11 protein-coding genes are annotated in these 12,218 nt (G+C 67.0%); 10 read left to right on the forward strand and 1 reads right to left on the reverse strand.

Going from position 1 to position 12,218, the window contains the following annotated elements:
* Positions 1–20 precede the first annotated feature (20 nt).
* From murD to lpxC, 10 genes are all read left to right on the forward strand, one after another.
* A complete protein-coding gene (murD, locus tag LGM71_RS00070; RefSeq protein WP_175815284.1) occupies positions 21–1,529 on the forward strand; it encodes a UDP-N-acetylmuramoyl-L-alanine--D-glutamate ligase in 1,509 nt (502 codons plus the stop codon).
* Positions 1,526–2,809, forward strand: coding sequence for a putative lipid II flippase FtsW (ftsW, locus tag LGM71_RS00075; protein ID WP_059528582.1), 1,284 nt, complete (start codon positions 1,526–1,528; stop codon positions 2,807–2,809). The genes murD and ftsW overlap by 4 nt, the downstream gene beginning before the upstream one ends.
* Positions 2,806–3,909 carry an undecaprenyldiphospho-muramoylpentapeptide beta-N-acetylglucosaminyltransferase gene (gene murG, locus LGM71_RS00080; protein WP_059608166.1) on the forward strand — a complete coding sequence of 368 codons (1,104 nt, stop codon included), beginning with the start codon at positions 2,806–2,808 and terminating at the stop codon, positions 3,907–3,909. The genes ftsW and murG overlap by 4 nt, the downstream gene beginning before the upstream one ends.
* On the forward strand, positions 3,906–5,303 hold the full coding sequence (gene murC / locus LGM71_RS00085) for a UDP-N-acetylmuramate--L-alanine ligase (protein WP_059608167.1): 1,398 nt from the start codon (positions 3,906–3,908) through the stop codon (positions 5,301–5,303). The genes murG and murC overlap by 4 nt, the downstream gene beginning before the upstream one ends.
* A 1-nt stretch (position 5,304) precedes the next feature.
* A complete protein-coding gene (locus LGM71_RS00090; RefSeq protein ID WP_059608168.1) occupies positions 5,305–6,246 on the forward strand; it encodes a D-alanine--D-alanine ligase in 942 nt (313 codons plus the stop codon).
* A gap of 19 nt (positions 6,247–6,265) precedes the next feature.
* On the forward strand, positions 6,266–7,018 hold the full coding sequence (locus tag LGM71_RS00095) for a cell division protein FtsQ/DivIB (RefSeq protein WP_057926855.1): 753 nt from the start codon (positions 6,266–6,268) through the stop codon (positions 7,016–7,018).
* A gap of 26 nt (positions 7,019–7,044) precedes the next feature.
* Entirely contained in the window at positions 7,045–8,277 is a 1,233-nt protein-coding gene (ftsA, locus tag LGM71_RS00100) for a cell division protein FtsA (protein WP_006752447.1), read from the forward strand.
* 193 nt (positions 8,278–8,470) lie between these two features.
* Positions 8,471–9,667, forward strand: coding sequence for a cell division protein FtsZ (gene ftsZ, locus LGM71_RS00105; protein ID WP_059608169.1), 1,197 nt, complete (start codon positions 8,471–8,473; stop codon positions 9,665–9,667).
* 200 nt (positions 9,668–9,867) lie between these two features.
* Complete coding sequence (locus LGM71_RS00110) at positions 9,868–10,374, forward strand: peroxiredoxin (RefSeq protein WP_124624707.1); 507 nt, start codon at positions 9,868–9,870, stop codon at positions 10,372–10,374.
* Between the two features lie 240 nt (positions 10,375–10,614).
* Positions 10,615–11,532, forward strand: a complete 918-nt coding sequence (lpxC, locus tag LGM71_RS00115) for a UDP-3-O-acyl-N-acetylglucosamine deacetylase (RefSeq protein WP_059506998.1) — start codon at positions 10,615–10,617, stop codon at positions 11,530–11,532.
* Between the two features lie 82 nt (positions 11,533–11,614).
* Here the strand turns inward: lpxC and LGM71_RS00120 are convergent, their stop codons facing one another.
* Positions 11,615–12,094, reverse strand: a complete 480-nt coding sequence (locus LGM71_RS00120; RefSeq protein WP_226113444.1) for a DUF721 domain-containing protein — start codon at positions 12,092–12,094, stop codon at positions 11,615–11,617.
* Between the last annotated feature and the right edge of the window lie 124 nt (positions 12,095–12,218).

Below are 12,218 nucleotides of genomic sequence, written 5' to 3' on the forward strand. Positions count from 1 at the left end.
TAACAAGGATGTCTGGCGAGATGTTTGGAGATCGGCAGCGGCCGATGGTGCTCGTACTGGGGCTCGGGGAATCGGGTCTCGCGATCGCGCGATGGTGCGCGAGGCACGGGTGCCGGCTGCGTATTGCCGATACCCGCGAGGCGCCGCCGAACCTTGCCGCGCTGCAGGCCGAAGGCATCGATGCGGAGTTCGTCGGCGGCCCGTTCACGCCTGCGCTGCTCGACGGCGGCGTCGAGATCGTCGGGCTGAGCCCCGGCCTGTCGCCGCTCGAACCGGCACTGGCGGCGCTGATCGCGGCCGCGAACGAGCGCGCGATCGCGGTGTGGGGCGAACTCGAATTCTTCGCGCAGGCGCTGCGCGCGCTCGGCACGAGCGGCTATCAGCCGAAGGTGCTCGCGATCACCGGCACCAACGGCAAGACCACGACGACGAGCCTCACGGGCCTGCTGTGCCAGCGTTCGGGCAAGAAGGTCGCCGTCGCCGGCAACATCAGCCCGGCGATGCTCGACCGGCTCGCGGGTGCGATCGACGATACGGCGCTGCCCGACGTCTGGGTGCTCGAACTGTCGAGCTTCCAACTCGAGACGGCCCGCACGTTCGCGCCGGATGCGGCCGCGATCCTCAACATCACGCAGGATCACCTCGACTGGCACGGCAGCTTCGACGCCTATGCGGCCGCGAAGGGCCGGATCTTCGGCGCGACGACCACGCGCGTGCTCAATCGCGACGATGCGGCCGTGATGAAGTTCGCACCGGCCCCCGGCGCGGCCGATGCGGCGCGCACGGTCACGTTCGGCCTGAACGAACCGACGCAGGACGGCGACTACGGCCTGTCGCGCGACAACGGCATTGCGTGGCTGGTCGAAGCGGTCGACCGCGACGCGCCGGACGAGACGACGAGCCGTCGCCGCAAGCGCGACGCCGCGCATACGCCCGACATCGCGCAGAAGCGCTTGATGCCGGCTGACGCGCTGCGCATCCGCGGGCTGCACAACGCGGCGAACGCGCTGGCCGCGTTCGCGCTTGCACGCGCGATCGACCTGCCGGCCGCGCCGCTGCTGCACGCGCTGCGCGAGTATCGCGGCGAGGCGCATCGCGTCGAAGTGATCGCGACGATCGACGACGTGGACTACGTCGACGACAGCAAGGGAACGAACGTCGGCGCGACGGTGGCCGCGCTCGACGGGCTCGCGCAGAAGATCGTGCTGATCGCCGGTGGCGACGGCAAGGGCCAGGATTTCGCGCCGCTGGTTGCGCCGGTCGCGCGCTGGTGCCGTGCCGTGATGCTGATCGGCCGCGACGCGCCGGCGATTCGCGACACGCTCGCCGAAACCGGTGTGCCGCTCGCCGACCACGCGACGCTCGAAGGCGCGGTGCGTGCCGCCGCCGATCTTGCCGAGCCGGGCGATGCGGTGCTGCTGTCGCCCGCGTGCGCGAGCCTCGACATGTTCAGGAACTACGCCCATCGCGCGGACGTGTTCCGCGCGGCGGTGGATGAAATCGCCATCGACAAAGGAGCGACGCCATGAGCTGGTCCGATCGCCTCGTGTCCCGTTTCAACGACCGGCGCGACGCCGGCGGCAATGCCGCCGGCGGCCGCGTCGCGTCGGCCACGCGCGCCGCGACCGGCGGCCTCGCGAGCGTCGTGAACGGCGTTCGGCCGAGCCGCTCGCGCATGCTCGACTTCGACTACTCGCTGCTGTGGGTCGCGATCGCGCTGCTCGGGCTCGGCGTCGTGATGGTGTATTCGGCGTCGATCGCGATGCCCGATTCGCCGAAATACGCGTCGTATCACGACTACGCGTTCCTGATGCGCCACTGCGTGTCGCTCGTCGTCGCGTTCATCGCGGCGGTGATCGCGTTCCGCGTGCCCGTGTCGACCTGGGACAAATACGCGCCGCATCTCTTCCTGATCGCACTGGTCGGCCTCGTGATCGTGCTGATCCCGCACGTAGGCAAGGGTGTGAACGGTGCGCGCCGCTGGATTCCGCTCGGCATCACGAACATGCAGCCATCGGAAATCATGAAGCTCGCGGTGACGATCTACGCGGCGAACTACACGGTGCGCAAGCAGGAGTACATGCAGAGCTTCGCGAAGGGCTTCCTGCCGATGGCGTTCGCGGTCGGTCTCGTCGGCGCGCTGCTGCTGCTCGAGCCGGACATGGGCGCGTTCATGGTGGTCGCCGCGATCGCGATGGGCGTGCTGTTTCTCGGCGGCGTGAACGGCAAGCTGTTCGGCGGCCTGGTAGCGACGGCGGTCGGCACCTTCACGATGCTCGTATGGCTGTCACCGTGGCGTCGCGAGCGGATCTTCGCCTACCTCGATCCGTGGGACGAGCGCTATGCGCAGGGCAAGGCATACCAGCTCACGCACTCGCTGATCGCATTCGGCCGCGGCGAGTGGTTCGGCGTCGGCCTCGGCGGCAGCGTCGAGAAGCTGAACTACCTGCCCGAAGCGCATACCGACTTCATCCTCGCGGTGATCGGCGAGGAACTCGGCTTCGTTGGCGTGCTGGTCGTGATCCTGCTGTTCTACTGGATCGTGCGCCGCGCGTTCGAGATCGGCCGTCAGGCGCTCGCGCTCGACCGCACGTTCGCGGGCCTGATGGCGAAGGGCATCGGCATCTGGTTCGGCGCGCAGACGTTCATCAACATGGGCGTGAACCTCGGCCTGCTGCCGACCAAGGGCCTGACGCTGCCGCTCGTGAGCTACGGCGGCTCGGGCATCCTGCTGAATTGTGTCGCGCTTGCGGTGCTGTTGCGGGTCGACTATGAAAATCGCGTACTGATGCGGGGAGGGAAGGTATGACCGCGTCGCGACGCACGCTGATGGTGATGGCAGGCGGCACCGGGGGCCACGTGTTCCCGGGGCTCGCCGTCGCGCACCGGATGGAAGCGGCGGGCTGGCGCGTCGTATGGCTCGGCAATCCGGCCGGGATGGAAGCGACGCTCGTGCCGAAGCACGGCATTCCGATGGAATACGTGCGCTTCGGCGGACTGCGCGGCAAGGGCCTGAAGACCAAGCTGACGCTGCCGTTCAACCTGCTGCGCGCATGCTGGCAGAGTCTCGGCGCGCTGCGCCGCGTGCGGCCGGACGTCGTGCTCGGGATGGGCGGCTACATCACGTTCCCGGCGGGCGTGATGACCGCGCTGTCGGGCCGCCCGCTCGTGCTGCACGAACAGAATTCGATCGCCGGTCTGGCGAACAAGGTGCTCGCGAAATTCGCGAAACGCGTGCTCGTCGCGTTCCCCGGCGCACTGCCGCACGCGGAATGGACCGGCAACCCGATTCGCGCGGAACTTGCGCGCACGGAAACGCCCAAAGCACGCTATGCGTCGCGCAGCGGTCCGCTGAACGTGCTGGTCGTCGGCGGCAGTCTCGGCGCCGCCGCACTGAACGAAGTCGTGCCGCGCGCGCTGGCGCTGCTGGCGCCGGGCGAGCGCCCGCGCATCGTGCACCAGGCCGGCGCGAAGCACATCGAGGCGCTGAAGGCGAATTACGAAGCGGCCGGATTTGCCGGCGGCGACGACGTGCGGCTCGTGCCGTTCATCGACGACATGGCGACCGCGTACGCGGCGGCGGATCTCGTGATCTGCCGCTCCGGCGCGATGACGGTATCGGAAATCGCGGCGGTGGGCGTGGCGGCGCTGTTCGTGCCGTTCCCGTACGCGGTCGACGACCACCAGACGACCAACGCCGCGTTCCTCGCCGATGCGGGCGCGGCGGTGCTGGTGCAACAACGCGACCTGTCGGCGGAACTGCTTGCCGACTGGCTGCGCGGCCAGTCGCGGGCGTCGCTCGCGGACATGGCGGAGCGTTCGCGCTCGCTGGCGAAGCCCGAGGCCACCGACGAAGTCGCGCGCGTCTGCGCGAAGGTGGCCGGCGCGAACCTGGAACAATTGCAATGAAACACATCGTCAAACACATTCATTTCGTCGGGATCGGCGGCGCGGGCATGAGCGGCATCGCCGAAGTGCTCGTCAACCTCGGCTACGAGGTCAGCGGCTCCGACCTGTCGCGCAACGCGGTGACCGACCGTCTCGCGGCGCTCGGCGCGCGGATCGCGATCGGGCACGACGCGGCGAACATCGAGGGCGCGAACGCGGTCGTCGTGTCGACGGCCGTGCGCTCGGACAACCCCGAAGTGCTGGCCGCGCGCCACCAGGGCGTGCCGATCGTGCAGCGCGCGGTGATGCTCGCGGAACTCATGCGCCTGAAGCAGGGGATCGCGATCGCCGGCACGCACGGCAAGACCACGACGACGAGCCTCGTCGCGAGCGTACTCGCGGCGGGCGGGCTGGACCCGACTTTCGTGATCGGCGGCCGGCTGATCAGCGCCGGCGCGAACGCGCGGCTCGGCACGGGCGACTTCATCGTCGCCGAGGCTGACGAGTCGGACGCGTCGTTCCTGAACCTGTATCCGGTGATCGAAGTCATCACGAACATCGACGCCGATCACATGGACACCTACGGCCACGATTTCGCGCGGCTCAAGCAGGCGTTCATCGAATTCACGCAACGCCTGCCGTTCTACGGCAGCGCGGTGGTGTGCGTCGACGATCCGAACGTGCGGCAGATCATCCCGTTCATCTCGAAGCCGGTCGTGCGCTACGGGCTGTCGCCCGACGCGCAGGTGCGCGCGGAAGACATCGATGCGCGCGACGGCCGGATGCATTTCACGGTGATTCGCGAAGGGCGCGCGCCGCTCGCGGTGGTGCTGAACATGCCGGGCCTGCACAACGTGCAGAACGCGCTCGCGGCGATCGCGATCGCGACCGATCTCGGCGTGGCGGACGACGCGATCCAGCTGGCGCTGGAGGAATTCAACGGCGTCGGCCGACGCTTCCAGCGCTACGGCGAGGTGCCGAGCGCGGACGGCGGCCATTACACGCTGATCGACGACTACGGCCACCACCCCGTCGAGATGGCCGCGACGATCGCGGCCGCGCGCGGCGCGTTCCCGGGCCGCCGCCTCGTGCTGGCGTTCCAGCCGCACCGCTACACGCGCACGCGCGACTGTTTCGACGACTTCGTCAATGTGCTGTCGACGGTCGACGCGCTGGTGCTGACGGAAGTCTATGCCGCGGGCGAAGCGGCGATCGCGACGGCCAACGGCGACGCGCTGTCGCGTGCGCTGCGCGCGGTGGGCAAGGTTGACCCGGTGTTCGTCGCGACGGTCGACGACGTGCCGGACGCACTGGCCAGGGTCGCGCAGAACGGCGACGTGGTGATCACGATGGGCGCGGGTTCGATCGGCGGCGTGCCGGCGAAGCTCGTGCAACACACACAACAGAAGGCATGACATGAGCGGGATCGATCCGAAACGTTTCGGCAAGGTGGCGGTGTTGTTCGGTGGCGAATCCGCCGAGCGCGAGGTGTCGCTCACCTCGGGCCGTCTCGTGCTGCAGGGCCTGCGTGACGCGGGCGTCGACGCGCATCCGTTCGACCCGGCCGAGCGGCCGCTGTCGGCGCTGAAGGACGAAGGCTTCGTGCGCGCGTTCAACGCGCTGCATGGTGGCTACGGCGAGAACGGCCAGATCCAGGGCGCGCTCGATTTCTACGGTATCCGCTACACGGGCAGCGGCGTGCTCGGCTCGGCGCTCGGCCTCGACAAGTTCCGCACGAAGCTCGTGTGGCAACAGACGGGCGTGCCGACGCCGCCGTTCGAGACGGTGATGCGCGGCGACGATTACGCGGCCCGTGCGGCGGACATCGTCGCGAAGCTCGGCCTGCCGCTGTTCGTGAAGCCGGCGAGCGAAGGCTCGAGCGTCGCGGTGCTGAAGGTGAAGACGGCCGACGCGTTGCCCGCCGCACTGTCGGAAGCCGCGGCGCACGACAAGATCGTGATCGTCGAGAAGAGCATCGAAGGCGGCGGTGAATACACCGCGTGCATCGCCGGCGATCTCGACTTGCCGCTGATCAAGATCGTGCCGGCCGGCGAGTTCTACGACTACCACGCGAAGTATGTCGCCGACGATACGCAGTACCTGATTCCGTGCGGGCTGCCGGCGGAACAGGAAGCGGAACTGAAGCGCATCGCGCGCCGCGCATTCGACGTGCTCGGCTGCACCGACTGGGGGCGGGCGGACTTCATGCTCGATGCCGCCGGCAACGCGTATTTCCTGGAAGTGAACACGGCCCCCGGAATGACCGACCACTCGCTGCCGCCGAAGGCCGCGCGGTCGATCGGCATCAGCTATTCGGAGCTGGTCGTGAAGGTGCTGTCGCTTACGCTCAACGACTGACGCAGGAACGGAACGACGTATGTGGAACAACGTTCGCCAACTCAACCTTGCCGCCAGCGCGCTGTACGCGCTGTTGCTGCTCGTGTTGGCGGCGGCCGGCTGCTACTGGCTGATCCAGCGTCCGACGTTCGCGCTGCGCGAAATCCGGATCGACGGCGACACCGAGCACATCAACACGCCGACGGTGCGTGCGGGCGTGGTCGGCCGGCTGAAGGGCAATTTCTTCACGGTCGATCTCGATACGGCGCGTGCCGCGTTCGAGCAGATGCCGTGGGTGCGCCACGCGAGCGTGCGCCGGGTGTGGCCGAATGCGCTGGCTGTCACGCTCGAGGAGTACAAACCGCTCGGGACCTGGGGCAGCGCGCAGCTCGTGAGCGTCGACGGCGAGCTGTTCACCGCGAACCAGGGCGAACTGGATCAGGAACTGCCGGCGTTCGACGGCCCGGAGGGTAGTGCGAAGGAAGTCGTCACGCGGTATCGCGACTTCACGAACTGGTTTGCGCCGCTGAAGGCGGCGCCGGAAGAAGTGACGCTGTCGGCGCGCTACGCGTGGACGGTGAAGCTGTCGAACGGCATGCAGGTCGAACTGGGCAAGGAGCGCACCAGCGAGACCCTGCATGACCGGAGCCAGCGCCTCGTCGCCGCGTGGCCGGCCGTCACGGAGCGTTGGGGCAACGACATCGAGTATGCGGACCTGCGTTATCCGAACGGATTCGCGATTCGTGCGGCAGGCATGCGGTTCCTGACCGATACCGACAAGCGCAAGAAGTAACGAGAGATCACACGCAAGAGCACTTTATGAGCAAAGACTACAAGGATCTGCTGGTTTCCCTCGACATCGGCACGTCGAAGGTGGTGGCCATCGTCGCCGAGCTGAAGGGCGAAGGCCATTACGAGGTGATCGGCCTCGGCCAGAGCGAATCGAAGGGTCTGAAGAAGGGCGTGGTGGTCAATATCGAGGCCACCGTGCAGTCGATCCAGCGCGCGCTCGAGGAAGCCGAGCTGATGGCCGATTGCAAGATCACCAACGTGTTCACGGGGATTGCCGGCAGCCACATCCGCAGCTTCAACTCGAGCGGGATGGTCGCGATCAAGGACAAGGAAGTCACGCAGACCGACGTCGCGCGCGTGATCGAGACCGCGAAGGCGATCAACATCCCGACCGACCAGCAGGTGCTGCACATCCTCACGCAGGAATTCATCATCGACGGGCAGGAAGACGTGCGCGAGCCGATCGGGATGAGCGGCATCCGCCTCGAGGTGAAGGTGCACATCGTGACGGGCGCGGTCAGTGCCGCGCAGAACATCGTCAAGTGCGTGCGCCGCTGCGGGCTGGAAGTGAACGACCTGATCCTGCAGCCGCTCGCGTCGTCGCTGGCCGTGCTGACGGAAGACGAGAAGGATCTCGGCGTGGTGCTGGTCGACATCGGCGGCGGCACGACCGACATCGCGATCTTCGCCGAAGGCGCGATCCGCCATACCGCGGTGATTCCGATCGCCGGCGACCAGATCACGAGCGACATCGCGATGGCGCTGCGCACGCCGACGCCGGACGCGGAAGACATCAAGGTCGGCTACGGGATCGCGAAGCAGGCGCTCGCCGATCCGGACGAGATGGTCGAAGTGCCGGGCCTCGGCGAACGCGGCCCGCGCACGCTGTCGCGCCAGGCGCTCGCGGCCGTGATCGAGCCGCGCGTCGAGGAACTGTTCTCGCTCGTGCAGCAGGTCGTGCGCGAGTCGGGTTACGAAGAACTGCTGAGCTCCGGCGTGGTCATTACCGGCGGGGCTTCGATGATGCCGGGCATGGTCGAGCTCGGCGAAGACATTTTCCTGAAACCGGTGCGCATCGGCGCGCCGGAATACGCAGGCGGCCTCGCCGATGTGGTGCGCAATCCGCGCTACTCGACGGCGATGGGCCTGCTCGTCGAAGGCAGCGCACAGCGCATGCGCGGTCGCAAGGTCGCCGTGCAGTCCGGCAACGCGGGGCAGATCTTCTCGCGGATGAAGGAATGGTTCCTGAGCAATTTTTGAGTACCCCCACGGCTCGGCATGCCGAGCCTGCCCCCCCGAGGGGGCCAAGAAAACCCGGGGTGGCCCGGCGTTTTCTTGGGGACGAACCGAATCGAAATTCGCGCCGGTGCCGGCGGCTGGCGCGCGACAGGGGGTTGCCCGATCTCCTGCCGAATAACGGCCGAGTAGTTTTATTCTCTTGACGGAGGCAACAATGGAATTCGAAATGCTGGAAACCGAAACCAACGGCACCATCATCAAGGTGGTCGGCGTTGGCGGCGCTGGCGGCAATGCCGTTCAGCACATGATCAACCGTGGCGTGCAGGGCGTCGACTTCATCGTGATGAACACCGACGCACAGGCGCTGTCGCGCGCGCGCGCACCGTCCGTGATCCAGCTCGGCAACACCGGCCTCGGCGCCGGCGCGAAGCCGGAAATGGGCAAGGCGGCAGCGGAAGAGGCGCGTGAGCGCATCGCCGACGCGCTGCGTGGCGCGCACATGGTGTTCATCACGGCCGGCATGGGTGGCGGTACGGGCACGGGCGCGGCGCCGGTGGTCGCGCAGATCGCGAAGGAGATGGGCATCCTGACGGTGGGTGTCGTCAGCAAGCCGTTCGAATTCGAGGGCGGCAAGCGCATGCGCGTCGCCGAAGCAGGCTCGCAGCAACTGGAGGATCACGTCGACTCGCTGATCGTCGTCCTGAACGACAAGCTGTTCGACGTGATGGGCGATGACGCCGAGATGGACAAGTGCTTCCAGTGCGCGGACGACGTGTTGAACAACGCGGTCGCAGGCATCGCTGAAATCATCAATGTCGATGGCCTCGTGAACGTCGACTTCGAAGACGTGAAGACGGTGATGGGCGAGCAGGGCAAGGCGATGATGGGCACGGCGACGGTCGCCGGCGTCGATCGCGCACGCCTCGCGGCGGAACAGGCCGTGGCGAGCCCGCTGCTCGAAGGCGTCGATCTGTCGGGCGCGCGCGGCGTGCTGGTCAACATCACGTCGAGCCGTTCGCTGCGCCTGTCGGAAACGCGCGAAGTGATGAACACGATCAAGAGCTACGCGGCGGAAGACGCCACGGTGATCTTCGGTGCGGTGTACGACGACGCAATGGGCGATGCACTGCGCGTGACGGTCGTGGCGACGGGTCTGGGCCGTGCGGCGAAGAAGCAGCAATCGGCTCCGATGACGCTGCTGCGCACGGGTACCGACAACCAGCCGGTCAGCGCGATCTCGCACGGCTATGCGCAGCCGCAACACGTCAGCACGGCCGACTACGGCGCGCTCGATACGCCGGCGGTGTGGCGCAACTCGCGCGAAACCGCGGCATCGCACGTGCAGGCGCTGCAGGAGAAGGGTGTCGACACGTACGACATCCCGGCTTTCCTGCGCAAGCAGGCTGACTGACGAAGCACACACAGGCGAAGCCGCGGCGCAATCGATGAGATTGCCGCGGTAACGCCGGCGTGACGGATGCCACGGACCACGACAGGCCGCGTCGGATGCGACGCCGGGCCGGGAAACGTGCCCTCTTCGCATGAGCGGAGCGGGATGGGACGTGCTGTCCGCAATACGCCGAAAAACCGTATCGCTATGAGGGACCAGCCATGATTCAAGTGGGCGACGCGCTGCCCGACGCGCAACTGTTCGAATTCATCGACGACGCGCGCGAAGGCTGCACGCTGGGGCCGAATGCCTTCAGCGTGCGCGATCAGGTTGCGGGAAAGCGGGTGGTGATCTTCGGATTGCCGGGCGCGTTCACGCCGACCTGTTCGGCGCAGCATGTGCCGGGCTATGTCGAGCACGCCGAGCAACTGCGCTCGGCGGGCATCGACGAGCTCTGGTGCGTGTCCGTCAACGACGCATTCGTGATGGGCGCATGGGGACGTGATCTGCACACCGCGGGCAAGGTGCGCATGATGGCGGACGGCAGCGCTGCTTTCACTCATGCGCTGGGGCTGACGCAGGATTTGTCCGCGCGTGGCATGGGAATCCGTTCCCTGCGCTACGCGATGGTGGTCGACGACGGTGTGGTCAAGACGCTGGCCGTCGAAGCGCCGGGCAAGTTCGAAGTGAGCGATGCGGCGAGCGTGCTCGCGACGTTGATGTCCTGATCGTGCGGTGCGCCGTTGCCTGCGGGCAACGCTGCGCACCGGCCTCAGGGCAGTTGTAACACGGGCCGATGACCGGAAACGCCTCCGTTCCGGGCATCGGCCCGTCCCGTATCGGCGCGGGTAAACAGTCGAAACAGATTGATACGCAGTTTCAAACAGCGTTGAATAGGGAATTACGCTATAATCCCACCTATCGAATATAACTCCTGATTGATAATCTCAATCAAGATGAAGAACATCATGCTGAAGCAGCGCACCATCAAATCGATCGTGAAGACCGTGGGCATCGGTCTCCACTCGGGCCGCAAGGTCGAACTGACGCTTCGCCCGGCGGCGCCGGGCACGGGGATCGTTTTCTCGCGCGTCGACCTGCCCACGCCTGTCGACATCCCGGCATCCGCGATGTCGATCGGCGACACGCGGCTCGCGTCGGTGCTGCAGAAGGATGGTGCGCGCGTGTCGACCGTCGAGCACCTGATGTCGGCGTGTGCCGGCCTCGGCATCGACAACCTCTATGTGGACGTGACGGCCGAGGAAATCCCGATCATGGACGGCAGCGCCGCGTCCTTCGTGTTCCTGATCCAGTCCGCGGGCATCGAGGAGCAGAACGCGCCGAAGCGCTTCATCAAGGTGAAGAAGCCGGTCGAAATCCGTGACGGCGACAAGTTTGCGCGTCTCGATCCGTATTTCGGCTTCAAGCTGAAGTTCACGATCGACTTCCGTCACCCGGCCGTCGACAAGACCGGCCAGGAACTCGAGGTCGACTTCGCGAACACGTCGTACGTACGCGAGATCGCGCGTGCGCGCACGTTCGGTTTTGCCCATGAAGTCGAAATGATGCGCGAGCTGGGTCTCGCACGCGGCGGCAGCATGGACAACGCGATCGTGCTCGACGAATACCGGATCCTGAACAACGACGGGCTGCGCTACGACGACGAGTTCGTGAAGCACAAGATGCTCGACGCGATCGGCGACCTGTACGTGGTCGGCCATCCGCTGCTGGCGTCGTACACCGCATACAAGTCGGGTCACGGGCTGAACAACGCGCTGCTGCGCGAACTGCTCGCGCACGAGGACGCATACGAGATCGTCACGTTCGACGATCCTCAAGCCGCGCCGAGCGGCTTCGCGTTCGACACGCAGACGGCCTTCGCCTGATCGGCGTTCGGCACCCGCGATAAAAAAAGCGACCTTCGGGTCGCTTTTTCGTTGGGCGGCCGCCTGCGCGGTCGGCGCGGGTTCAGCGCGAAGACTTCGCACCGTGGCGCGCGGCCATCCGCGCGAGTGCAGCCTGCAGCGGCGACGGCTCGAGGTGATCGGCGAGGTCGCGCAACGCGGTGGCGCCGACGGTCGTCATACGCGCCTGCTTCACGTGCGGTGGTTCCGGCGCGTCCTTCGGACGCACGCGCACGCGCAGCGCCGAGACCGGCCAGCCGCGCTTCTGGAGATCGGCGAGCAGGCGCGGCTCGACCTGCCGCAGCCGGGCGGCGAGCGCATTGTGCGCGGCAAAGAGGGTCAGGGTGCCGTCCTTGATGGAGCCCGGTTCGACGTGATTCGCAAGATAGTCGGGCAGGAGCGCGGCGAGGTCGCGCTGCAGCGACGCGACTTGTTCGACGCCGGCGCGCAGCGCCGCGAACGCGTCGGTGCGGTTGAGCACTTCGGACACGGGTTGCGGGCGATACGCGGCGAACGGGCCGAAACGCTTGGAAAATCGGTTCATCGAGGCATTCTTCGGGCGCGCACGGGCGCGGACGTTGACGCCGATTGTACCCGCGCCGGCTCGCGCACGGGCGGCTTTCGGGCCACGTGGCCGGTGGCCCGCGCGGGTTTGGCGTGCAGCGTGA

This window comes from Burkholderia sp. AU33545 (assembly GCF_020419685.1).
In the GTDB taxonomy this organism is placed as follows: Bacteria; Pseudomonadota; Gammaproteobacteria; order Burkholderiales; family Burkholderiaceae; genus Burkholderia; species Burkholderia diffusa.

Excerpts from the sequence above, each read along its gene's own strand:
- murD (WP_175815284.1), top strand. The coding sequence starts at position 21 with ATGTTTGGAGATCGGCAGCGGCCGATGGTGCTCGTACTGGGGCTCGGG.
- ftsW (WP_059528582.1), top strand. The coding sequence starts at position 1,526 with ATGAGCTGGTCCGATCGCCTCGTGTCCCGTTTCAACGACCGGCGCGAC.
- murG (WP_059608166.1), top strand. The coding sequence starts at position 2,806 with ATGACCGCGTCGCGACGCACGCTGATGGTGATGGCAGGCGGCACCGGG.
- murC (WP_059608167.1), top strand. The coding sequence starts at position 3,906 with ATGAAACACATCGTCAAACACATTCATTTCGTCGGGATCGGCGGCGCG.
- LGM71_RS00090 (WP_059608168.1), top strand. The coding sequence starts at position 5,305 with ATGAGCGGGATCGATCCGAAACGTTTCGGCAAGGTGGCGGTGTTGTTC.
- LGM71_RS00095 (WP_057926855.1), top strand. The coding sequence starts at position 6,266 with ATGTGGAACAACGTTCGCCAACTCAACCTTGCCGCCAGCGCGCTGTAC.
- ftsA (WP_006752447.1), top strand. The coding sequence starts at position 7,045 with ATGAGCAAAGACTACAAGGATCTGCTGGTTTCCCTCGACATCGGCACG.
- ftsZ (WP_059608169.1), top strand. The coding sequence starts at position 8,471 with ATGGAATTCGAAATGCTGGAAACCGAAACCAACGGCACCATCATCAAG.
- LGM71_RS00110 (WP_124624707.1), top strand. The coding sequence starts at position 9,868 with ATGATTCAAGTGGGCGACGCGCTGCCCGACGCGCAACTGTTCGAATTC.
- lpxC (WP_059506998.1), top strand. The coding sequence starts at position 10,615 with ATGCTGAAGCAGCGCACCATCAAATCGATCGTGAAGACCGTGGGCATC.
- LGM71_RS00120 (WP_226113444.1), bottom strand. The coding sequence starts at position 12,094 with ATGAACCGATTTTCCAAGCGTTTCGGCCCGTTCGCCGCGTATCGCCCG.